The following is a 21,252-nucleotide window of genomic DNA, read 5'->3' on the forward strand; positions in this document are numbered from 1 at the left end:
CCAGAAGACCCACCAGTGCCCACGTGCCGAAGTACCCGATGAGCGTCAGCGGGTCCAGGAAGTCCGGCATCAGCGCCAGGGTGGTGGTGGTCATGGCACAACAAGATACCGGCGTGCCCTGTCGAACCCGGAAACTGCGGCGGCAGACCGTCGCGCTCCACATCGAAGGGAAACACCCGATTCATGTTCGAGGTGCTCGAAATACCGTCGAGTCATGACTGAAATCCAACTACCGGCGCGCCGCTTCCAGGTCCGCGGAGTCGCTCCCGTGCTCATCTGCTTTACGGTCGGTGTCGCCCTGGTGGGCTGCGGGTCGTCAGACAAGGGTGGCGGATCTGGCCTCAGCGCTGCCGAGTCGTCTGCCTCGTCGATGGCGACCGCCGGCGAGGAGACCGCCGCACCGATCGACGTGTGTTCGCTTCTGTCGTCGGCGGACGTCTCCGCGCTGTTGGGCGCGACCGTGGCGGGGCAGTCGACGAACTACGGCTGCGTCTGGGAGAACCGCGAGAACCTCGAATCGGTGAGCATCGAGATCGGCAGTCCGGGCACCGCCTCCAACGGCACACTGCCGGCCCCCGAGCCCGGGACACCCGACCTGACGACGCCGGGTCCGGACGGCATGCGATTCTTGGGCCCGGGGTCGGTCGAGTTCGCTGCGGGCGGCCGCTCCAACACCGTTCAGGTGGCGGTCCTGAGCATGCTCGGTGGTGGCGCGGCCAACGACGCCGCCGTCGAGCTGGCTCGCAAGATCGGCCCTCAGATCCCCGAATGATTGGCGGTCACGGATTGCGGACGCACTCGTAGGTGACGTCGACCTCGTCGCCTAGCTCGACCACTTCGAACGCGTCGGGGGTGATCGAGCTGAAGGACTGTGGGTCGATGCCCAGGTCGGCCCATTTGGCGGTGCTGGTTCGGTCGTCGGCGAAGGTGAGCGCGATCTCGCCGCCGTCGGAGAGGAACATTCCGTGCTCCTTGAGCGCCTGCAGGATGACCTTCTGTGAATCGTTGTAGGCGGAGTCGTCGAAGTCGGCCTTGAGGCGGAAACGGACGCCGTAGGGCGGCGCGTCGGGGTCGGTGCTCTCCGGCCCACCGGCATGCGTTGCGGGGCGGACGTACACGTCGGCCTTCATCCGGTCATTGGGCAGGATGAACCGCAGGGCATGGTTGACTTCGCCTGCGGCGACCTCGTCGGCGGTGGGGGTGAGTCCGGCGATCGGGAACCCGGCGGCGTCGGCACTGGTGCACTGGTCGCCACGCAGCGTCTCCGGATAGGTCTTGCCGAGATCCCAGACGAAAAAGCCCGTGGCGGTGATGTCGTCACCTACCTTGTTGGCCTGGTAGACCTCGTACAGCTTGTTCTCGTCGCGTTCCGCGACGAGTAGGTGGCAGTCTTGTTCGGCGATGTCGCAGCTGAGGTCGTCCGACCCCTCGATGTTGGCGTCCGCCGGGACCGGCATCTGCGCCGGAACGTCGTCGCAGTCGGGACCGCCGCCGAAGCAGTAGTCCTCGAGGCCGACGACCTGGCTGCGCGGGGTGTTGGCGTCGGCGAAGAAGATCGGGATGGCGAAATCGGTCTGCAGGACGTTGTCGTTTCCCCAGCCGCCGAGATTTTTCAGTTCGGCGATGATGGCGTCGCTGCGCTCGGACTTTTCGGTGCCGGAGACGTCGGTCGTCCAGGGCTGGCCGGTACGGAAGAGGCCGCCCGTCGCGGACGCTGCGCTCGCCGAAGACGTGCTGCCCGTCGGAGTTGTGGGACGTGAATTTCCTTGCGTGACAACGCTACCGCCGCAGGCGGTGGACACCAGGAGCACGACGCCGAGAACGGTGGTGGCACCGTGTGGCATGCCGGTTCGCCTCTGCATGGCACGTCCCCCTGATGATGTCCGGTGACATCACGCTAAGAGTATTCGCCGGCAGAGTAATCGGGTGTTTCCCTACGGTTGGCTAGTGCCGGGTGTCAACCGCGGCCATCAGACGCTGGACCGGGATCCCGGTCCGCTCACACGTCTGCGCGACGAGACGCTCCGAACACGCGGAGTCGCACCCCGGCCACAGCGATTTGTGCACCCCCGACCGCGCTCACCGCGGGTACGGGTGCATCAATCGCAGGCAGGGGACGGGCTCGCCTCGTTACGCTGTAGGCATGACCACCCACAGGGCCGTCCAGGTGGCGTCCGCGAGCCAGCCGCTGACACTCGTCGACGTCGAAACCACCTCGCCGCCGCGGGATCACGTCCGGATCGCCGTCGCCGCAGCGGGGGTGTGCGGCACCGATCACGCCATCGTCAACGGCGGATTTCCGGGGCTGACCTGGCCGGTCACTCCAGGCCACGAGATCGCGGGCACCATCGCCGAGATCGGCGACGGCGTGGAGGACTTTGCGATTGGCGACCGGGTGGAGGTCGGCTGGTTCGGCGGGAACTGCAACCGTTGCGTGCCATGTCGCAAGGGTTACTTCATGCAGTGCGAGCGCCTGCAGGTGCCGAGTTGGCACTACCCGGGTGGCTATGCCGAGTCGGTCACCGTCCCTGCGACGGCGTTGGCCCGCATCCCCGATGGCCTGTCATTCGTCGAGGCGGCGCCGCTGGGTTGTGCGGGCGTGACCACGTTCAACGGACTCCGCAGCACGAAGGCGAAGGCCGGCGACCTCGTCGCAGTGCTCGGCGTCGGCGGACTCGGGCATCTGGGCGTGCAGTTCGCCAGGGCGATGGGTTTCGAGACGGTGGCCATCGCGCGCGGCTCGGGCAAGGCCGACGACGCGAAGAAGCTCGGTGCGCACCACTACGTCGACTCGACTCAGTCCGACGTCGCGGCGGCACTCCAGGACCTCGGCGGCGCCGCGGTGGTGTTGGCCACGGCGGCCAATTCCGACGCGATGGCCGCGACGGTCGGCGGACTCGGGCCGCAGGGTGAACTGGTCATCATCGGCGTCACCCCCGACAACTTGCCGATCAGCCCGCTCGACCTCATCACCGCGGGACTCTCGGTGTCCGGTCACCCCTCCGGCACCGCGCGTGACGTCGAGGAGACGATGCACTTCGCGTTGCAGACCGGGGCGCGCGCAGTCGTCGAGGAGCGTCCTCTGGCACAGGCCGCCGAGGCGTACGAAGCCATGGACACCGGCAAGGCGCGCTACCGAATGGTGCTCGTGGTCTAGCGCGTTGAGGGCCGTCGAGTTTGGCGGCTACGGGTCATTGGGATCGGTGTCGACATCGCCGACGTATCGCTGGAACTGGCCGTTGTCGTAGGTGATCGTGAAGTCCACGTGGCGACCCGAGATGCTGCCGCTGGCGTTGCCCTGCTTCGACTGCCCCCGGGGATCCACTGCGGTGGCCCGTCCGCTTGCGAAAGTACCGGACCCGGGGATGACTACCTTCCACCCGGAGGTCTTCACGGCAATCATGTTCCCTCCGAGACCGAACTGGTCGCACGGCGCCGCCTGTGCGGGCGCGGCGTACAGGAGCACTGCGGCGGCTCCCAACGCCGACGTCCACGCGGTGAGTACCGCCCTCCGCATGGCTTTCTCGAACATGCTGGGTTCCTTCCGTTGGCAATGTCCGCAACGCCATGGGCGGCCCTCGGAAAGAAACCGGGTGTTTCCCCGTGCTTCGGGGCCGCTGGGCAGGCGGCGGCTGATCGCCATGGAAGTTGACGCAGAATCTCAGCCCCCAGGACAAGTGTGCGCGCTTCTTGAGATACTGCCTGCAAAGCCGATCTGCATTGCACCGAGAGGAACTCCCATGCCCATCGCCACGCCCGAGGTCTACGCCGAGATGCTGGGCCGTGCCAAGGAGCACTCCTTCGCGTTCCCGGCCATCAACTGCGTCGGTTCGGAGTCGGTGAACGCCGCGATCAAGGGCTTCGCGGACGCGGGCAGCGACGGCATCATCCAGTTCTCCACTGGCGGAGCGGAGTTCGCGTCCGGCCTCGGCATCAAGGAGATGGTCACCGGCGCGGTGGCGCTCGCCGAGTTCGCCCACGTGATCGCCGCCAAGTACGACGTCACCGTCGCGCTGCACACCGACCACTGCCCCAAGGACAAGCTCGACACCTACGTCCGGCCGCTGCTGGCCATCTCGGCCGAGCGCGTCGCCAAGGGACAGAACCCGCTGTTCCAGTCGCACATGTGGGACGGGTCGGCGGTACCGATCGACGAGAACCTCGAGATCGCCAAGGAACTGCTGAAGCTGGCGGCCGAGGCCAAGATCATCCTCGAGGTGGAGATCGGCGTCGTCGGAGGCGAGGAGGACGGTGTCGAGGCCGAGATCAACGACAAGCTCTACACGACGGCTGCCGACTTCGAGAAGACGATCGACGCCCTCGGCGCCGGCGAGCACGGCAAGTACCTGCTCGCCGCGACCTTCGGCAACGTGCACGGCGTCTACAAGCCGGGCAACGTCAAGCTGAAGCCAGAGGTTCTCAAGGAGGGCCAGGAGGTGGCGACGGCCAAGCTGGGTCTGGCGGCGGGCAGCAAGCCGTTCGACTTCGTCTTCCATGGTGGCTCCGGCTCGCTGAAGTCGGAGATCGAGGACTCGCTGAACTACGGCGTGGTGAAGATGAACGTCGACACCGATACCCAGTACGCCTTCACCCGTCCGCTCGCCGGGCACATGTTCGCCAACTACGACGGTGTGCTGAAGATCGACGGCGAGGTCGGCAGCAAGAAGGTCTACGACCCGCGCAGCTACCTGAAGAAGGCGGAGGCCGGGATGACCGAACGTGTCATCGAGGCGTGCAGCGACCTGCACAGCAGCGGCCTCTCGGTGTCGGCCGGCTGACCCCCACCGCGGTTTCGGCGTGCGCGGTTGCGCTCACATATCGGTCAGCGAACGTTTGCGCGCCGAAATCGCGGAGGGATGCTGGGGGATGCAACGGACTGCAACTCTTTCGGGGTGTGGCTCCGGTCACATAGACATGGCCCATGAGAGCAGCTGTGTACTACGGGCCGAACAATCTCGAGATCGCCGACGTCCCGGAACCGGAGGTCAGGCCCGACACCGTGAAGGTCAAGGTGGGCTTCAACGGCATCTGCGGTACCGACCTTCACGAGTACTACGCGGGGCCGATCTTCGTGCCGACCGAACCGCATCCGCTCACCGGTCAGCAGATGCCGTTGACCCTGGGACACGAATTCTCCGGCGTCATCGCCGAGGTCGGGCCGGGCGTCACCGACTGGGCTGTAGGTGACCGGGTGGCCATCATGCCGCTGTACCGGTGCGGGCACTGCGGGCCGTGCCGGGCGGGGAACTACAACATCTGCCAGCAGATCGGCTTCCACGGGCTGATGTCCGACGGCGGCATGGCCGAGTACACCGTCGTGCCGACCGACATGCTGCATCGCCTGCCCGACAACGTCTCCCTCGAACTCGGCGCCCTCGTCGAACCGATGTCGGTGGCGTATCACGCGGCCACCCTCGGCGAGCCCACCACCGACGGCACCTCGATGGTGTTCGGTGCGGGACCGATCGGCATCGGGCTGTGGTTCGCGTTGCGCGGCAAGGGCGTTGAGGACGTCTTCGTCGTGGAACCGTCGGCCACCCGGCGAGAGTCCATCGAAGCGCTCGGCGCGCGGACCCTGGATCCGACGGCGATCGACGTCCCCGTCTTCATCGCGGACCACACCGACGGCGCGGGTGCCGACGCGGTGTTCGACGCCGCGGGGGTGGCACCCGCCGTCGAGACGGCGCTGGCCTGCGTCGGGGCGCGACGGCCGATGGTGAGCGTCGCCATCTACGAGAAACCCTTGATCACACCGCTTCTCAATCTGGTGATGAACGAGTCCCGCATCCAGGGGTCGCTATGTTACACCGCGGCCGACTTCGCGGCGGTGATCGACCTGATGTCCAAGGGCACCTACGACACGACCGGCTGGGTGACGGCGATCGCCCTGGACGACGTGATCAACGAGGGCTTCGACGCGCTGCACGCAGGCAAGAAGATGAAGGTCCTGGTCGACCCGACGATCGCGGGGATGGCGTGATGAGCGGACCGCTGGCTGGCAAGGTCGCCTTGGTCACCGGCGGCGGCCGCGGCATCGGCCGCGGCATCGCCCTGCGGCTGGCTCGCGACGGCGCCGACATCGCGCTGGTCGACCTCGGGCCCGACGGCATCACCGCCGTCGCCGAGGACATCATCGAGATCGGCTCGAAGGCAACCACTTTCGTTGCCGACGTCAGCGACCGCGAGCAGGTGTTCGCCGCCGTCGACCACGCGGCGTCCACGCTGGGCGGCTTCGACGTCATGGTGAACAACGCAGGCATCGCCCTCGTCGCACCGCTGGTCGACACCACACCGGAGGACGTCGCCAAGATCTGGGCCGTGAACGTCGACGGCGTGCTGTGGGGCATCCAGGCCGCGGTGGCCAAGCTCAAGGAGCTCGGCAGGCCGGGCAAGATCATCAACGCCTCGTCGATCGCGGGCCACGACGGGTTCGCGATGCTCGGCGTGTACAGCGCCACGAAGTTCGCCGTGCGCGCGTTGACCCAGGCTGCGGCAAAGGAACACGCCGCCGACGGCATCACCGTCAACGCGTACTGCCCCGGCGTGGTCGGCACCGACATGTGGGTGGAGATCGACAAGCGGTTCGCTACGTTGACCGGCGCCGCCGAAGGCGAGACCTACGACAAGTTCGTGGGCGGCATAGCGCTCGGCCGCGCCGAGACGCCCGACGACGTCGCGGGCTTCGTCTCCTACCTGGCCGGCCCCGACGCGGACTACATGACGGGCCAGTCCGGGTTGATCGACGGTGGGCTGGTGTACCGCTGAGGTGGGCCATGGCGTTCGAATGTGATCGGGAGCACAATCGGTGACGATGCAAGATCTGTCCGCTCCCGAACCGGCCGTCGCGGTCGGCGAGGATCCGCGCCACTATGCGCGGCTGATGTCGGCCGTCTACGACGCGAGGATGGCGGGCACGCGTGCGCCTGCCCGCCCCCGGTCGGTGATCGAGGACTCCTGGCAGCGGATGAGGGCCAACGGCATCGACCCCGACCGGCTCTCGGCTCCCGTCGTCGAGCTGGCCGGACTCGAGATGCTGCGGCGGTCGTCGGGCTTGCTGGCGGTGCTGGACGAGGTCTCGCGGAACCTGGAGTCTCTGATCGCCGACGGGGACAACATCCTCGTCGTGGCAGATGCGCGGGGGCGGGTGCTCTGGCGCAGCGGTTCGGCGTCGGTACTCAACCACGCCGATCGGCTGGGCTTCATCGAGGGCGCGCACTGGGGTGAGAACGCGGTCGGCACGAATGCCATCGGGACGGCGCTGGCCTCCAGTCGTGCCGTGCAGGTGTTCTCCGCCGAGCACTACCAGCGCAGCCATCACCCGTGGACGTGTGCCGGGGCGCCGATCAAGGATCCCAGGACGGGTCAGGTCATCGGCGTGGTCGACGTCTCGGGACCTGCGGCCACGGTGCACCCGACGACGGTGGCGCTGGTGGACGTGGTCGCCAGGCTCGCCGAGTCGCGGCTGCGCGAGCAACACGACCGCACGCTGAATCGACTGCGGTCGGTGGCGGCGCCCATCCTGGCCCGCATCGGGGCGCCGGCGCTCGCGGTCGATCACGACGGCTGGGTGGCCGCGGTCGACTCGCTGCCGCTGCACAACAGGATTCTGCTGCCCGACGAGACCGCTCCGGGGCGGACCTGGGTACCGCCGCTCGGCATGTGCGAGATCGAGCTGCTGCCCGGCGGCTGGCTGGTACGGCCGACCGACGAGGACGCCGCACCCGGTATCTCCCGCGTGACGCTCGACGTTCGCGACTCGGGTGCGCCGTCACTCGAGATGGTCGGCCAGTTCGGCTGCTGGAGGCATGACATCTCGCCGCGGCACGCCGAGATCCTGCTCGTCCTCGCCACTCACCGCGACGGACGTTCTGCGCCTGAGCTCGCCGACGATCTGTACGGTGACCGGTCCAGGGTGGTGACCGTGCGGGCCGAGATGTCGCGCCTCCGAAAGCAACTCGCAGGGTTGGTGCACGGCCGACCGTATCGCTTCCCGCCGTCGGCGGTCGTCGACGTCTGCTACCCGCCCGACATGGCGACGCTTCTCGCCGCCTCCACGGCGCCCGCCATCCGGGCGATGCGCGCCCACTGACCAGCTTTCGCCGAACGTGGATTACCCCCACGCCTTTGTCGAAAGGGCGTGGGGGTAATCCACGTTCGGCCGGGGGTCGGGGCGGCTAGAAGAAGCCCTGGGCCTTGTTGCTGTAGGACACCAGCAGGTTCTTGGTCTGCTGGTAGTGGTCGAGCATCATCTTGTGGTTCTCGCGGCCGATGCCGGACTGCTTGTAACCGCCGAACGCGGCGTGCGCGGGGTAGGCGTGGTAGCAGTTGGTCCACACCCGACCGGCCTTGATGTCGCGGCCGGCTCGGTACGCGGTGTTGCCGTCGCGGCTCCACACCCCGGCGCCCAGGCCGTAGAGCGTGTCGTTGGCGATCGCCATCGCGTCGTCGTAGTCGGTGAACGAGGTGACCGCGACGACGGGGCCGAAGATCTCCTCCTGGAAGATCCGCATCTTGTTGTGGCCGGTGAAGATCGTTGGTGCAACGTAATACCCGCCGGACAGGTCGCCGCCGAGCTCGGCGCGTTCGCCGCCCGTGATGACCTTGGCGCCCTCGTCCTTCCCGATCTCGATGTAGGACAGGATCTTTTCGAGCTGATCGTTGGAGGCCTGGGCGCCGATCATCGTCTCGGTGTCCAGCGGATCACCCTGGCGGACGGCCTTGGTGCGGATCGCGGCCAGCGCCAGGAACTCGTCGTAGATGTCGGCCTGGATCAGGCTGCGCGACGGGCACGTGCAGACCTCGCCCTGGTTGAGGGCGAACATCGTGAAGCCCTCGAGTGCCTTGTCCTGGTAGTCGTCGACGTTCGCCATCACGTCGGAAAAGAAGATGTTGGGACTCTTTCCGCCGAGTTCCAGGGTGACCGGGATCAGGTTCTGCGACGCGTACTGCATGATCAGGCGCCCGGTCGTGGTCTCGCCGGTGAAGGCGATCTTGGCGATGCGATTGCTCGAAGCCAGCGGTTTGCCCGTCTCGACGCCAAAGCCGTTGACCACGTTGATGACTCCGGCGGGCAGCAGATCCCCGATCACCGACATCAGGTAGAGGATCGACGCCGGGGTCTGCTCGGCGGGCTTGAGCACCACGGCGTTGCCGGCGGCCAGTGCGGGGGCGAGTTTCCACACCGCCATCAGTATCGGAAAGTTCCACGGGATGATCTGTCCGACGACGCCCAACGGCTCGTGGAAGTGGTAGGCGACGGTGTCGTCGTCGATCTGCGACAGCGACCCCTCCTGCGCGCGGATGGCTCCGGCGAAGTAGCGGAAGTGGTCGACGGCCAACGGGATGTCGGCGTTGAGGGTCTCGCGGATCGGCTTGCCGTTGTCCCACGACTCGGCAAGGGCGATCGACTCGAGGTTCTCCTCGATGCGGTCGGCGATCTTGTTCAGGATGACCGAACGCTCCGCGGGTGACGTCTTGCCCCACGCGGGCGCGGCGGCGTGGGCGGCGTCGAGGGCCTTCTCGACGTCGGACTCATCGGATCGGGCGACCTCGCAGAACGTCTTGCCGGTCACCGGCGTGGGGTTCTCGAAGTACCGGCCTGCGGTGGGGGCTACCCACTCGCCGCCGATGTAGTTGTCATAGCGGGACTCGAAGGTCATCAGCGAGCCTTCGGCACCGGGCCGCGCGTAAACAGTCATGGACTTCCTCTTCTGCATCGGGGCCAACGAAGTGTGTCGGTCATCACTGAAACTACGCGGCTGACCGTTGCACCACAGTTGCATCGTTGGGCAGACTATGGGGAGAATCCCGGTATCTCCGAACCACGCCGCACACCCCGCCAGCAGCGCTCCCGCGAAACAGTGAACACGCTGGTGGAAGCGGCCGCGCAGGTGTTCTCCCGTGAGGGCCTGGCTGCCACCACGAACCGGATCGCCGAGCGGGCCGGCACGTCGATCGGCACGCTGTATCAGTACTTCCCGGACAAGCAGGCGCTGCTGCACGCCATCGCCGATCGGCACGTGCGCGACGCCGACCGCCGGCTGACCCTGGTGTTCGCGCAGCTGCGCGACGACGGCGCCCCGTTCGACGCGACGATGCGGGCGATGCTCGAGGCTCTCGTGGATCTGCACAGCGACCGGCCACGGCTGCACGCGCTACTGCACCGGATGGTGCCGCAGAGCTCGAAGCAGCTCGACGAGTTGCGGGCGTTCGAGGACCGGATCTGCGACGAGGTCGCGTTCCATCTGAAGCGCTGCGACCGCGGCGGCGACGACGTCGAGCTGACGGCGCAGACGCTGGTGCACACGATCGACGCGCAGCTGCACCGCGTGATGACCCTTAATTCCTTCGACGTCGAGTCGCTGGTGCACATGGTCAATCAGCTTGCGCCGCCACCTCGGTGACAGTGGCGCGCATCGCCTCACGCAGCCGGGTGAGACCGGGCTCTTCGATCGGGAAGTGTCCGCAGTTGTCCAGCATGATGAGAGTGGTGGGTGCTGAAATACGCTGCAGGAAGCGAATACTCAACTCCGGTCGAGTCCATTTGTCGGCCGCGGGTGCGACGAGCGTGACTGGGGCGGCGTCGAAGTCCTCCGGCGCGGTGTGACGGAAGTTCATCCAGCTGGACAGAAATCCGAGCGGAACCCTGACGCCGCCGCCACGTGGGTCGGAGGCGCACAGGCGGGAAAGCCGCGGATCGGAACTCATGTTCGCCATGTCGGCCAACCAGCGGATGGGCAGCCGGATGCCGCCGAGGACGGGTTCGATCGTGCGCAGCAGCGCCGGCGCGGGCCTGCCCATCCACGCGAATCGGGTGGCGCCCGCACGGGCTTCCGGGTCCGACATGTCGAGAAGACAGGTGGCCACCACCGCGGCGACGAGTCCGGTGCGCGCCGCGACCTCGTAGGCCAGCAGGCCGCCCATGCTGGCGCCGAACAGGACCAGTGGGCGCGGGTCGGAGGCGCGCTCGAGGCGGACGAGGTCGCGCAACAGGTCGACCCAGTCGTCGTAGCGGACCGCGGACGGATCGGCCGCCTCCGTGTCGCCGTACAGCGGCAGGTCGGGGGCGAGGACGTCGACGCCTTCGCCGGCCGCCACGGCCGCGACGGGCCAGAGTGCGCCGCTGTAGCCGCCGCCACCGTGGATCACCATGACCCGCACGGCGGCGTCAGGCACGATGGCGCGGGCGATGTGGACGCGCCTGCCGCGCCACTGCCACCATGTGCTGGTCGGCGCGGTCATGTTGGCTGCGTAGGTCGCGGGGACGAACTCGGCGTAGTCGTGAAAGTCCATGAGTTCATCGTGGAATGGCTTATGGCCGTTGACAACTCGCTTTTGGAATCATTGTTTGAGCAGGTCAGCGGCGCTGCGCCGCGACCCTGCTCAGGTTTCAGCCGAGTTCGAAGTCGAGGCCGGCGAGGTGGCCACTGGCTTGAGCCCGAACGACGGGCTTGACGCGCGCACTGTCGTGCAGCAGGCGCCAGCCGTCGCGATCGTCGCGGCCCTCGGGGAGGTGGAGCCAGCGCCGGAGCAGCGCGAGACTTCCGGTCGCCAGCACCGCGCCGCGCAGGCTCATGCTCAGTTCGGTGCGCAGCCGACCGATGGACGGGGACACCGACTGACCTAGCACCGGACCGGCGTACCCGTCGAGGGCCGACGCCACGTCACCCGCGGAAAGGGCGTCGAACACGTCGGCGAGATCGCTCGAAATGGGCGCCGTGAGCCGGTAGGGCCGCGAGGAGAGCAACTCGGCTCCGACTACCTTGCGCAACCGGGACATCTCCGCGCGAACGGTGACGACGTCGAGGTGCTTGTCGTCCAACAGCATGGCCAGGTGATCGGCGCTCAGGCCTTCGGGGTGTCTGCTCAAGAGGACCAGGATGTCTGCGTGTCTCCCGGTGAGCGCGGTGCGGTGCAGGTGCCCGCGTTCGTCGGTGATCTCCCACTGGGCGCGATCGGCGCCGAGCACCGTCAGGCGAGGGGGTACGACGACGCGTGGGGTGGTGCGCGGAGATTCGGTGAGACGCAGGAGGGCCAGGTGGTTCTCGACGGCGACGACGGTCGCGCGGACAAGTGCCAGCGTCTGTGACGACGACACTTCGGCTCCGCCCGTGAGGTCGATCGCGCCGATCAGCGCTCCGGTCGCGGGGTCGTGCACCGGGACCGCCGTGCAGCTCCACGGCTGGACTATTCGGGAGAAGTGCTCGCTGCCGTGAATCTGCACTTCGGCGTTCAGGGCAAGCGCGGTGCCCGGCGCGTTGGTGCCCGCACTGCGTTCACTCCAGTCGGCGCCCGGCACGAAGTTCATCGCTTCGGCCTTGCGGCAGGCCGAGGAGTCGCCTTCCACCCAGAGCAGGGTGCCGTCCGCCGCGCTGATGGCGACCATGACGCCGGAGGACGTCGCATCCTCGACGAGCAGCCTCCGGATTACCGGGAGTGCCGAGGCCAAGGGGTGCGCCGCCCGCATTCGGGCAACGCTCTGAGCCAGTTCGGAGGACCGGGCCCCGCCGCGGTCGGGGTCCACGCCCCTGTCCAGGCTGCGCTGCCAGCTCTCGGCGACGACCCGCCGCAACGGGATCGAGTCCAGGTACGTGGCATCGACGTCACCGGCGACGAAGAGTTCGTGAACCGCGCGCACCTTGGCCGACGGGACGAGGGCCGAAGCCCCGCTGCCCAACGTCCTGGATGTCCCCACGGTCGATCACGCTCCTCGCGACGTGCGTCGATGCCGCACATAGCAGCCACGATAGTCCAACTCAGCGGGCCGCGGACGTGGACTTTCGTCCCCGTCACTTCCCCCCGCGGCCGTGCTCACCGACTATTTACTGGCGCGGATGGCTTCGAACACGCCGGGGTCGAGGAGGGTAGAGGTGTCGCCCAGTTCGCGGCCTTCGGCGACGTCGCGCAGGAGACGACGCATGATCTTGCCGCTGCGGGTCTTGGGCAGTTCCGGGACGACGTGGATCTCGCGGGGTCGCGCGATGGGGGAGATCTCGGTGGCGACCTGGCTGCGGAGCTCGTCGATCATCTGTTCCTGAGGAGTGTCGGCGTGGTGGGCCTTGAGGATGACGAACGCGCAGATGGCCTGGCCGGTGTGGGAGTCGGTCGCTCCGACGACCGCGGCCTCGGCGACCCCCGAGTGCCCAACGAGCGCGGATTCCACTTCGGCAGTGGAGATGCGGTGCCCGGAGATGTTCATCACGTCGTCGATGCGGCCGAGGAGCCAGATCTCGCCGTCCTTGCCGTAGCGGGCGCCGTCACCGGCGAAGTACCAGCCCTGCTCGGCGAACCGCGACCAGTAGGTCTCCTTGAAACGCTCGGGGTCGCCCCAGATACCGCGCAGCATCGACGGCCAGGGCTTGTCCAGGACCAGGTAGCCGTTGGCTTGTTCGCCGTGGTCGGTGCCGGGCTCGAGCTGGTTGCCGTCGTCGTCGACGATCTTGGCGGAGATCCCCGGCAGCGGTCGCATGGCCGAACCCGGCTTGCACGTCGTCACGCCGGGCAACGGCGAGATCATCGCCGACCCCGTCTCGGTCTGCCACCAGGTGTCGACGATCGGCGTCTCGTCCGAACCGAAAGCCATGCGGTACCAGCGCCACGCCTCCGGGTTGATCGGCTCGCCCACCGAGCCGAGCAGTCGCAGACTGGACAGGTCGTGCTCGGCGGGGAGTTGCCTGCCCCACTTCATGAAGGTGCGGACCAGGGTCGGCGCCGTGTAGTAGATCGTGACGCCGTACTTCTCGATGACCTGGAAGTGACGGTGTTCGTCGGGCGACGCCGGCGTGCCCTCGTAGACCACCTGTGTCACGCCGTTCGACAGGGGCCCGTAGACGATGTAGGTGTGCCCGGTGATCCAGCCGATGTCGGCGGTGCACCAGAACACGTCGGTCTCCGGTTTGACGTCGAAGACGTTGTGGTGGGTGTACGACGACTGCGTGAGATAGCCGCCGGTGGTGTGCATGATGCCCTTGGGCTTGCCCGTCGTTCCCGAGGTGTACAGCAGGAACAGCGGATGTTCAGCGTCGAATGCCTCGGGCGTGTGCTCGGGTGAGGCCGGGTCGACGACGTCGTGCCACCACAGGTCGCGGCCGTCGGTCCACTGGACGTCGATCCCGGTGCGCCGGACCACCAGAACGTGCTCGACGCTCGGCTGCCCAGCGACGGCATCGTCGACCGCCTCCTTGAGCGAGGCGGCCTGGCCGCGGCGGTACTGCCCGTCGGTGGTGATGACGAGCTTGGCCTCGGCGTCCTCGATGCGGGCCTTCAGCGCCGACGCCGAGTAGCCGGCGAACACCACCGAATGCATGGCGCCGAGCCGGGCGCAGGCCAACATGGCCACGATCGCCTCGGGCACCATCGGCATGTAGATGGCGACCCGGTCCCCGGCGACCAGCCCCAGCTCCGTCAGAGCGTTGGCGGCCTTGGACACCTCGTCCTTCAGTTCCGCATAGGTGATGGTGCGTTCGTCGTCGACGGGTTCACCGACCCAGTGGATGGCGACCCGATCTCCGTTGCCTGCCTCGACGTGCCGGTCGACGCAGTTGTAGGCCACGTTTAGTCGCCCGCCCACGAACCACTTGGCGAAGGGCGCCTCCGACCAGTCCAGAACGTCTGTGAACGGCGTCTCCCACGACAGCCGGGCGGCCTGGGCGCCCCAGAACGCCAGGCGGTCCCGTTCGGCTTCGTCGTACATCGCGGCCGTGGCATTCGCGTCCTCGGCGAACGCGGCGGGGGGCGGATAGGAGGACGGAACCTCGGTGTCGATCTCGGGCATGGATGTGAGCGTAGTCACCAGAAGCGTGGTCGACGGTGTTGACTCACACCAGCGGCTGCAGAAGGTGCCCGTCGCGCGACGAACGAGCGTATGGGCGGGTCCAACGGTCGTCGCACCCCGCGCCGAATCGCCGTCGCGAGGCGTTAGCGTGTCCTCGTGGCCGCTCCCGATCCCCTCGCTCCGTTGGCGGAATTGCCGGGGGTGGCCGACGCCGGCGAAGAGGCACGCGAGGCGCTGGCCCTGGCCCATCGGCACAAGACGAACCGGCGGGGGTGGCCCTCGACGGCGGCCGAGGCGGCCATGCGCGCTGCCCGCGCGTCGTCGGTTCTGGACGGCGGGTCGCTGGTGATCGGCGCGGACGAGGAGCCCGACCCGGTACTGGCGGGAGCGCTACGCGTCGCCGAGGCGCTCGAGGGTGGAGCGACCGCATTGGTGGGGGTGTGGCAGCGCGCGCCGCTGCAGGCGATCGCCCGGCTTCATGCCTTGGCCGCTGCGGACCTGACCGACGACGACCGGCTCGGTCGGCCGCGCGCAGACGCCGGGGTGGGGCGTCGTCTCGAAATGCTCGCCGACGTCGTGACGGGCACGCGTGTACCCGCTCCGGTGCTCGCCGCAGTGGTGCACGGCGAGTTGCTCGTGCTCGCGCCCTTCGGCGTCGCGGACGGTGTGGTGGCCCGCGGCGTGTCGCGGTTGGCCACCATCGCCAGTGGCCTGGATACACACGGTCTCGGCGTGCCGGAGTCGTTCTGGATGCAGAAGCCCGGCGATTACCGCGCGGCAGCGCGAGGGTTCGAGTCGGGGACGCGGGAGGGGCTCGCGGCGTGGCTGGTCAACAGCAGTCGCGCGTTGAAGGCAGGTGCGCGGGAGGCGCTGTCCATCGCCGAGGCGGCAGGCAGGTGACGATCAGCAAAAATGAAGCGGGCGACGTTCCGAATGTGATTCGGCTCGTCGCCCGCTAGCACGGAGCTCTGGTTACCAAGCGTGCTCGGTGGGATGCGTGGGTGGCCTCGGCGTTCTTGCGATGCGCTACGGCTGCTGACCCCACCCAAGGGGTCGTTGCTTGGCATCCGCTATTCGCAATGGCGCAGGCCCGCAACACTTCTGCCATTATCGCGGCTTGTGCTCCGCGTGGGTTCGCAGGTTCCGTGCTGGGATGCCTGACTCGGGAGGACGAACCTTCTCTTCTGATTCGGCCTTGGCCTCGCCCGGCTTCCGTGACTCCTTTCTACTCCGTGACTGCGGTCACATCAAGGGTCAATTCCGCCGCGTCGCCAGATCGTTATTCGAGGGCGTCAGCAACCGTGTCCACGAACGCGTTGCGCCCGTCAGAACAGGAAGCGGCGCAGCAACGAGTAGCTCAGCGCGCCAGCTGCCAGCGCGCTGACGCCGACGGCGACCGACGTCGCGACGGCGGCGCTCGACGGAGCGCTGATGCGGTCCCTCAGGGATACGGGTCGGGAGAACGTCACCACGGGCCAGTCGCGGCCCGTCGCCTCCCTGCGCAGCGCCCGGTCGGGGTTTACCACGGTGGGGTGACCGACCGACTCGAGCATCGGAAGGTCGGTGATGGAGTCGGAGTACGCGTAGCAGTGGTCGAGGGCATAGCCTTCGCGGGCGGCGAGCTCCTGAATGGCCTCGACCTTGCCCTCCCCGTAGCAGTAGAAGGCCACCTCACCGGTGTACTTCCCGTCCTCGACGACCATTCGGGTGGCCATCGCATGGGTCGCCCCCAACGCGCGGGCGATCGGCGCGACGATCTCCTCACCGGATGCGGAGACCACGACGACGTCTCGGCCGCACAGCTTGTGGTCGGCGATGAGAATGGCAGCTTCGGCGAAGACCAGCGGATCGACGATGTCGTGCAGCGTCTCTGCGACGACCGACTTCACCTGCTCAACGTCCCATCCCGTGCACATGGTGGTGAGATATGAGCGCATGCGATCCATCTGTTCGTGGTCGGCGCCCGACATCAGGAAGAGGAACTGCGCATAGGTGGACTTCAGAACCGCCTTGCGGTTGATCAGCCCCTGATCGAAGAAGGGTTTGCTGAAAGCGAGGGTGCTTGACTTGGCGAGGACCGTTTTGTCAAGATCAAAGAACGCTGCGGTACGGACCGGTGGGTCCGTGGCGGGCGTGGATCGCGGATCTGTCGGGTCCGCCGAGGCGGCGCCGGAAGCGGTCACGGTTTCCAGCATATGCGGCGGGCGTATCGGGCGAGCCGTCGAACTGCACGAAGTGGCAGCTTGAGCCACATGTCCCTCGCTGTAACTTTCCAGGTCACAATGCGATTTCATGGCAAATCTTAGAGTCGCGATGACTTGCGCTGCTCCACATTTTCGTGTGTATAGTGAGCATTACTCGGCTTATGCCGGGTGTGCATCAGCCCGACCCCCCGGGGCTGATACACGACGACCTCCGCCTCCTCCCCCCTGGCGGGGGTCGTCCCTTTTTAGCGGCAAGAGTGTCAACTGGCCCCTAAGGTGGCCGGATGTCTCCCTCTATGTTTGCGCGGTTGCGCTTACCGTCGGCTTTGTCCACAGTCGCGTGTCCATGCACATTCTGACCCCGGGGCATGGCGGAGCGTCGGACCGCGGCCACACAGTGGGGGCATGAGCGCGAACAACGGCATTCTGTCTCTGGTCGTCGATCCGGCACTGCGCACGGACGTCGACCGCGTAGCCGCCGCGGCAGGGGTTCGGGTGCTTCACGTCGGCGAGCCGTCCAGTCGCAAGGTGTGGATGGCGGCGTCGGCGATCGTCCTCGATGCTGCCGGCGCTCGCCGTTGCGCCGAACTGGGCTTACCGCGACGCGACCGCGTTCTTGTCATCGGTCGCGCCGAGCCCATCCCCCAGCATTGGCAGCTCGCGATTTCTGTCGGGGCGCAACGTGTCCTGTCGTTGCCCGCCGACGAGGGTGCGCTGGTGTCGGAACTGTCCGATGCGGCCGAATCGACGAGGGACGACGGTCGACGAGGGGCGGTGTTGGCGGTCATCGGCGGATGCGGCGGAGCCGGCGCCACGGTGTTCGCAACGGCGCTCGCCCATAGTGCACCGCGGGCCCTGCTGGTGGACGTCGACCCGTGGAGCGGCGGAATCGACCTGACCCTCGGGAGTGAACACGACGCCGGGTTGCGCTGGCCGGACCTCGCGCTCGGCGGCGGCAGGGTCGGCTACCCGGCGCTGTGCGCGGCACTGCCCTCGCGCCACGGCATCGCCGTGTTGTCGGCGGGTCAAACGGGTCACGAGATAGACGCCGTTGCGCTGGCCGCGGTGATCGACGGTGGCTGCCGCGGGGGTGCCACGATCATCTGCGATCTTCCCCGTCGCCCCACCTCCGCCGTCGGTGCCGCCCTCGACGCGGCGGACCTCGTCGTACTGGTCACCCCCGCGGACGTGAGGTCATGCGCTGCCGCAGCATCGGTGGCGCAGTGGATCGGCGAGGCGAACCCGAACGTGGGCCTGGTCGTGAGGGGACCGGCGCCCGGCGGGCTCCGCTCATCGGACGTGGCTCGCATCACGGGGCTGCCCCTGCTCGCAGCGATGCGGCCACAGCCGGGCCTCGCGGCCGAGCTCGAGCACGACGGAATGAGGCCGCGGCGCCGATCGCCGATGATGGCCGGCGCCCGACGCGTGCTCGAGGTGCTGCATCGGCAAGCAGGCACGACCGACGATCAGATGGTCGCATGAGTGCCTCGCTGATCGAGCGGGTCAGGGAGCGGCTGGCGACGGAGACGGGCCCGCTGCGACCGAGCGTGGTCGCTGAAGCGATCCGCGCGGAGTCCTCGGGCGTGCTCGGCGACACTGATGTGCTGAGCAACCTCCGTCTGCTCCAGACCGAGCTGACCGGCGCCGGAATCCTCGAACCGCTGCTGTCTGCCGAGGGAACGACCGACGTTCTGGTGTCGGCACCCGATTCGGTCTGGGTGGACGACGGCCGCGGCCTGCGCCGCACCGCCATCCGCTTCGCCGACGAGGCCGCGGTGCGCAGGTTGGCCCAGCGCCTGGCGCTGGCCGCCGGGCGCCGACTGGACGAGGCGCAGCCGTGGGTCGACGGCCAGCTGATGGGCGTTGGCGCAGGCGGATTCACCGTTCGGCTGCACGCCGTACTTCCACCCATCACGCCGGCAGGTACCTGTCTGTCGCTGCGGGTATTGCGGCCCGCCACACAGGATCTCGCGGCCCTCGTCGACGCGGGCGCGATCGCCTCGGAGGCCGTAGCCGTCGTGGGCGACGTGATCGCCGCCCGGGTGGCCTTCCTCGTCTCGGGTGGAACCGGCGCAGGCAAGACGACCTTGTTGTCGGCGATGTTGGGCGCCGTCGCGGCCGACGAGCGGATCGTCTGCGTGGAGGACGCCCCCGAACTCGCCCCGCGGCATCCACATCTGGTCAACCTGGTTGCCCGGTACGCCAACGTCGAGGGCGTCGGCGAGGTGACGGTGCGCGACCTCGTCCGGCAGGCCTTGCGGATGCGTCCCGACCGCATCGTGGTCGGTGAGGTGCGTGGCGGCGAAGTGGTCGACCTCCTCGCGGCACTCAACACCGGCCACGACGGAGGCTCGGGCACCGTCCACGCCAACAGTCCGGCCGAGGTGCCCGCGCGGCTCGAGGCTCTCGCGTCCGTCGGCGGGCTCGGACGCTCCGCACTGCACAGTCAGCTCGCCGCCGCCGTCAGCGTCGTGCTACACGTCGGCAGGGACAGTGCGGCAGTGCGGCGCCTCGAGGAGATCGCCGTCCTGCGCCGTGGAGACGACGGAATGGTGTCGGCGGTCAGCGCGTGGCACGCCGATCGCGGATTCGACACGGGCATGGAGCGGCTGGCGGGCTTGCTGTCGGTGCGGCGGCGGCCGTGACGGTCGCGGCGTTGGCTCTTGCCCTGGCGCTGATGGTGGCACCCGGGCAGCCACGACACCGGTTCGGCCCGCGTCGGTCGCCCAGACGGATGCGACGCGCAACCATGCTCGTGGGTTCGGTCGCGGGTACGGTCGCGATCGCCGTGCTCGTGCCGGTGACCGCAACCTCCGCCGGCGCAATGGTCGCGGCAACGATCTTCCTGCGCCGCAGCGGTTCCCGCCGCAGGGCCCGGCGCGCCGAGGAGTCCGCGGCGTTGCAAGGCGCGCTGACCGTGCTGGTGGGGGAATTGCGGGTGGGGGCGCATCCCGTCGTCGCCTTCGAGTCCGCCGCCGCCGAGGTCGAAGGCACCGTTGCGGAGTCACTGCGGGCGGTTGCGGCTCGAGCACGGCTGGGCGCCGACGTGGCCGCCGGACTGCGTTCGGCGGCCGTGCATTCGACCGTGCCGGGATACTGGGAGCGGCTGTCCGCCAGCTGGCTGCTGGCCCAGACGCACGGTTTGGCGATCGTCGCGCTCGTCCGCGCGGCGCAGCGCGACATCGTCGCGCGCGAACGATTCGCCTCCAGCGTGGCCGCCGGAATGGCCGGCGCGCGGGCCACCGCCGCGATACTGGCTGGCTTGCCCTTCCTCGGCGTCGGACTGGGTCACCTCATCGGCGCGGAGCCACTTCGCTTCCTCCTCTCCGGCGGTGCCGGCGGCTGGCTGCTGCTGACCGGCGTGACACTCGCGTGCGCCGGGCTGTGGTGGTCCGATCGCATCACCGACCGGGTACTCAGATGAGCCTGGCAGCCGTGCTTCTGGCGATGGCGATGCTCCTCACCGGCGGTCGTGCGCGCACCGCGGTGCGGGATCGCAGGGCCGTCCTGCCTCCGGCAAGAATGGTCGGAGGTTCGGACGATCCGCTCGCCGTGGCGTCGAGCCTGGACGTGTACGCAGCGTGCCTGTCGTCCGGCATGGCCGTGGCAGGCGCCGCGCGGGCGACGGCACCGTTCGCACCACCGTCGTTGGCCGTCGTCCTTCGGCGTGCGGCGGATCTGCTGGCCTTGGGGGCCGATGCAGCCATGGCCTGGTCGACTGCGGGCGGGACGGGAGACGAGCACGTGGATGCGCTGTGCAGGCTCGCGCGACGGTCCGCGTCCTCGGGAACCGCGCTGGCGCAGGCGGTATCCGAACTGGCCGACCAGTCTCGACTGGACGTCGCCGACTCGGCGCGGGCGGCCGCCGAGCGGGCTTCGGTCCTCATCGCGGGTCCGCTAGGTGTCTGTTACCTGCCTGCGTTCGTGTGCCTGGGGATTATCCCGGTGGTGGTCGGCCTGGCAGGCGACGTGCTGCAGTCCGGAGTGTGGTGACTGAGGACGTGACGCGCGGAGGGACCGCGGGTCGTGGGAGGAAGAATGGGGAGAAGCGATGACAATGGGCTCGAGGTACGGGGTCTTTCAGCGGATTCAGGCACGGATCTTCGTGCTCGTGGTGGACGAATCCGGCATGTCGACCGTCGAGTACGCCATCGGCACGATCGCCGCGGCGGCGTTCGGGGCGATCCTGTACACGGTGGTCACCGGCGATTCGATCGTGAGTGCGCTGACCAACATCATCACGCGGGCGTTGAACACGAACGTCTAGGTCTCGGC

General features: G+C 68.2%; 20 protein-coding genes and 1 pseudogene. 13 read left to right on the forward strand and 8 right to left on the reverse strand.

Annotated elements, in window-relative coordinates; all coding sequences use genetic code 11:
- A pseudogene (locus tag VET27_RS20195) lies at positions 1 to 94 on the reverse strand (DedA family protein); the annotation flags it as partial.
- 120 nt (positions 95 to 214) lie between these two features.
- On the opposite strand from VET27_RS20195, the gene VET27_RS20200 reads away from it, so the two are divergent.
- Positions 215 to 772, forward strand: a complete 558-nt coding sequence (locus tag VET27_RS20200; RefSeq protein WP_526521340.1) for a hypothetical protein — start codon at positions 215 to 217, stop codon at positions 770 to 772.
- A gap of 7 nt (positions 773 to 779) precedes the next feature.
- On the opposite strand, the gene VET27_RS20205 is transcribed toward VET27_RS20200, so the two are convergent.
- Entirely contained in the window at positions 780 to 1,844 is a 1,065-nt protein-coding gene (locus VET27_RS20205; RefSeq protein WP_526521342.1) for a hypothetical protein, read from the reverse strand.
- Positions 1,845 to 2,143: 299 nt separating this feature from the next.
- Between VET27_RS20205 and VET27_RS20210 the strand changes: the two genes are divergently transcribed.
- Complete coding sequence (locus tag VET27_RS20210; protein ID WP_526521344.1) at positions 2,144 to 3,157, forward strand: alcohol dehydrogenase catalytic domain-containing protein; 1,014 nt, start codon at positions 2,144 to 2,146, stop codon at positions 3,155 to 3,157.
- A 27-nt stretch (positions 3,158 to 3,184) separates the two neighbouring features.
- On the opposite strand, the gene VET27_RS20215 is transcribed toward VET27_RS20210, so the two are convergent.
- Positions 3,185 to 3,532, reverse strand: coding sequence for a hypothetical protein (locus tag VET27_RS20215; RefSeq protein ID WP_526521346.1), 348 nt, complete (start codon positions 3,530 to 3,532; stop codon positions 3,185 to 3,187).
- A gap of 208 nt (positions 3,533 to 3,740) precedes the next feature.
- Here VET27_RS20215 and fbaA point away from each other — a divergent pair, with 208 nt between their 5' ends.
- The 4 genes from fbaA (at position 3,741) to VET27_RS20235 (ending at position 8,089) form a co-directional block, all read left to right on the forward strand.
- Positions 3,741 to 4,778, forward strand: a complete 1,038-nt coding sequence (fbaA, locus tag VET27_RS20220) for a class II fructose-bisphosphate aldolase (RefSeq protein WP_526521348.1) — start codon at positions 3,741 to 3,743, stop codon at positions 4,776 to 4,778.
- A 143-nt stretch (positions 4,779 to 4,921) separates the two neighbouring features.
- The gene (locus VET27_RS20225) at positions 4,922 to 5,980 is read left to right on the forward strand and encodes a 2,3-butanediol dehydrogenase (protein WP_526521350.1); all 1,059 of its coding nucleotides are present in this window, start codon (positions 4,922 to 4,924) and stop codon (positions 5,978 to 5,980) included.
- Positions 5,980 to 6,765: an acetoin reductase gene (locus VET27_RS20230; RefSeq protein ID WP_526521352.1), complete on the forward strand. Its 786-nt coding sequence runs from the start codon at positions 5,980 to 5,982 to the stop codon at positions 6,763 to 6,765. The genes VET27_RS20225 and VET27_RS20230 overlap by 1 nt, the downstream gene beginning before the upstream one ends.
- A gap of 46 nt (positions 6,766 to 6,811) precedes the next feature.
- Positions 6,812 to 8,089: a helix-turn-helix domain-containing protein gene (locus VET27_RS20235; protein WP_526521354.1), complete on the forward strand. Its 1,278-nt coding sequence runs from the start codon at positions 6,812 to 6,814 to the stop codon at positions 8,087 to 8,089.
- 85 nt (positions 8,090 to 8,174) lie between these two features.
- On the opposite strand, the gene adh is transcribed toward VET27_RS20235, so the two are convergent.
- Positions 8,175 to 9,698 carry an aldehyde dehydrogenase gene (gene adh, locus VET27_RS20240; protein ID WP_526521356.1) on the reverse strand — a complete coding sequence of 508 codons (1,524 nt, stop codon included), beginning with the start codon at positions 9,696 to 9,698 and terminating at the stop codon, positions 8,175 to 8,177.
- Between the two features lie 162 nt (positions 9,699 to 9,860).
- Between adh and VET27_RS20245 the strand changes: the two genes are divergently transcribed.
- Positions 9,861 to 10,403, forward strand: coding sequence for a TetR/AcrR family transcriptional regulator (locus tag VET27_RS20245; RefSeq protein ID WP_526521358.1), 543 nt, complete (start codon positions 9,861 to 9,863; stop codon positions 10,401 to 10,403).
- On the opposite strand, the gene VET27_RS20250 is transcribed toward VET27_RS20245, so the two are convergent.
- The 3 genes from VET27_RS20250 to acs all read right to left on the reverse strand — a co-directional run bounded on the left by VET27_RS20250 (position 10,375) and on the right by acs (position 14,773).
- Positions 10,375 to 11,292, reverse strand: coding sequence for an alpha/beta hydrolase (locus VET27_RS20250; RefSeq protein ID WP_526521360.1), 918 nt, complete (start codon positions 11,290 to 11,292; stop codon positions 10,375 to 10,377). The genes VET27_RS20245 and VET27_RS20250 overlap by 29 nt on opposite strands.
- A gap of 97 nt (positions 11,293 to 11,389) precedes the next feature.
- Positions 11,390 to 12,694: a sigma-54-dependent transcriptional regulator family protein gene (locus VET27_RS20255; RefSeq protein ID WP_526521362.1), complete on the reverse strand. Its 1,305-nt coding sequence runs from the start codon at positions 12,692 to 12,694 to the stop codon at positions 11,390 to 11,392.
- Between the two features lie 123 nt (positions 12,695 to 12,817).
- On the reverse strand, positions 12,818 to 14,773 hold the full coding sequence (gene acs / locus VET27_RS20260) for an acetate--CoA ligase (RefSeq protein WP_526521364.1): 1,956 nt from the start codon (positions 14,771 to 14,773) through the stop codon (positions 12,818 to 12,820).
- A 156-nt stretch (positions 14,774 to 14,929) separates the two neighbouring features.
- Here acs and VET27_RS20265 point away from each other — a divergent pair, with 156 nt between their 5' ends.
- On the forward strand, positions 14,930 to 15,673 hold the full coding sequence (locus VET27_RS20265) for an oxidoreductase (protein ID WP_526521366.1): 744 nt from the start codon (positions 14,930 to 14,932) through the stop codon (positions 15,671 to 15,673).
- A 425-nt stretch (positions 15,674 to 16,098) separates the two neighbouring features.
- Here VET27_RS20265 and VET27_RS20270 read toward each other — a convergent pair whose 3' ends face one another.
- Positions 16,099 to 16,968 (reverse strand): HAD-IB family hydrolase, encoded by an 870-nt coding sequence (locus VET27_RS20270; protein WP_526521368.1) that lies wholly within the window; start codon positions 16,966 to 16,968, stop codon positions 16,099 to 16,101.
- A 414-nt stretch (positions 16,969 to 17,382) separates the two neighbouring features.
- On the opposite strand from VET27_RS20270, the gene ssd reads away from it, so the two are divergent.
- The 5 genes from ssd (at position 17,383) to VET27_RS20295 (ending at position 21,244) form a co-directional block, all read left to right on the forward strand.
- Entirely contained in the window at positions 17,383 to 18,459 is a 1,077-nt protein-coding gene (gene ssd, locus VET27_RS20275; protein ID WP_526521370.1) for a septum site-determining protein Ssd, read from the forward strand.
- Entirely contained in the window at positions 18,456 to 19,622 is a 1,167-nt protein-coding gene (locus VET27_RS20280) for a TadA family conjugal transfer-associated ATPase (RefSeq protein WP_526521372.1), read from the forward strand. The genes ssd and VET27_RS20280 overlap by 4 nt, the downstream gene beginning before the upstream one ends.
- 32 nt (positions 19,623 to 19,654) lie before the next feature.
- Positions 19,655 to 20,401: a type II secretion system F family protein gene (locus VET27_RS20285; RefSeq protein ID WP_526521407.1), complete on the forward strand. Its 747-nt coding sequence runs from the start codon at positions 19,655 to 19,657 to the stop codon at positions 20,399 to 20,401.
- Complete coding sequence (locus VET27_RS20290; RefSeq protein WP_526521374.1) at positions 20,398 to 20,970, forward strand: type II secretion system F family protein; 573 nt, start codon at positions 20,398 to 20,400, stop codon at positions 20,968 to 20,970. The genes VET27_RS20285 and VET27_RS20290 overlap by 4 nt, the downstream gene beginning before the upstream one ends.
- 64 nt (positions 20,971 to 21,034) lie before the next feature.
- Positions 21,035 to 21,244, forward strand: coding sequence for a DUF4244 domain-containing protein (locus VET27_RS20295; RefSeq protein ID WP_526521409.1), 210 nt, complete (start codon positions 21,035 to 21,037; stop codon positions 21,242 to 21,244).
- Positions 21,245 to 21,252 lie beyond the last annotated feature (8 nt).

The sequence above is a fragment of the Mycobacterium sp. genome (assembly GCF_035633495.1).
In the GTDB taxonomy this organism is placed as follows: domain Bacteria; phylum Actinomycetota; class Actinomycetes; order Mycobacteriales; family Mycobacteriaceae; genus Mycobacterium.

Bases quoted from the DNA above. Each gene is read 5' to 3' on its own strand.
- VET27_RS20200 (WP_526521340.1), top strand. From the start codon at position 215: ATGACTGAAATCCAACTACCGGCGCGCCGCTTCCAGGTCCGCGGAGTC.
- VET27_RS20205 (WP_526521342.1), bottom strand. From the start codon at position 1,844: ATGCCACACGGTGCCACCACCGTTCTCGGCGTCGTGCTCCTGGTGTCC.
- VET27_RS20210 (WP_526521344.1), top strand. From the start codon at position 2,144: ATGACCACCCACAGGGCCGTCCAGGTGGCGTCCGCGAGCCAGCCGCTG.
- VET27_RS20215 (WP_526521346.1), bottom strand. From the start codon at position 3,532: ATGTTCGAGAAAGCCATGCGGAGGGCGGTACTCACCGCGTGGACGTCG.
- fbaA (WP_526521348.1), top strand. From the start codon at position 3,741: ATGCCCATCGCCACGCCCGAGGTCTACGCCGAGATGCTGGGCCGTGCC.
- VET27_RS20225 (WP_526521350.1), top strand. From the start codon at position 4,922: ATGAGAGCAGCTGTGTACTACGGGCCGAACAATCTCGAGATCGCCGAC.
- VET27_RS20230 (WP_526521352.1), top strand. From the start codon at position 5,980: ATGAGCGGACCGCTGGCTGGCAAGGTCGCCTTGGTCACCGGCGGCGGC.
- VET27_RS20235 (WP_526521354.1), top strand. From the start codon at position 6,812: ATGCAAGATCTGTCCGCTCCCGAACCGGCCGTCGCGGTCGGCGAGGAT.
- adh (WP_526521356.1), bottom strand. From the start codon at position 9,698: ATGACTGTTTACGCGCGGCCCGGTGCCGAAGGCTCGCTGATGACCTTC.
- VET27_RS20250 (WP_526521360.1), bottom strand. From the start codon at position 11,292: ATGGACTTTCACGACTACGCCGAGTTCGTCCCCGCGACCTACGCAGCC.
- acs (WP_526521364.1), bottom strand. From the start codon at position 14,773: ATGCCCGAGATCGACACCGAGGTTCCGTCCTCCTATCCGCCCCCCGCC.
- VET27_RS20270 (WP_526521368.1), bottom strand. From the start codon at position 16,968: ATGCTGGAAACCGTGACCGCTTCCGGCGCCGCCTCGGCGGACCCGACA.
- ssd (WP_526521370.1), top strand. From the start codon at position 17,383: ATGAGCGCGAACAACGGCATTCTGTCTCTGGTCGTCGATCCGGCACTG.
- VET27_RS20280 (WP_526521372.1), top strand. From the start codon at position 18,456: ATGAGTGCCTCGCTGATCGAGCGGGTCAGGGAGCGGCTGGCGACGGAG.
- VET27_RS20285 (WP_526521407.1), top strand. From the start codon at position 19,655: ATGGTGGCACCCGGGCAGCCACGACACCGGTTCGGCCCGCGTCGGTCG.
- VET27_RS20290 (WP_526521374.1), top strand. From the start codon at position 20,398: ATGAGCCTGGCAGCCGTGCTTCTGGCGATGGCGATGCTCCTCACCGGC.
- VET27_RS20295 (WP_526521409.1), top strand. From the start codon at position 21,035: ATGGGCTCGAGGTACGGGGTCTTTCAGCGGATTCAGGCACGGATCTTC.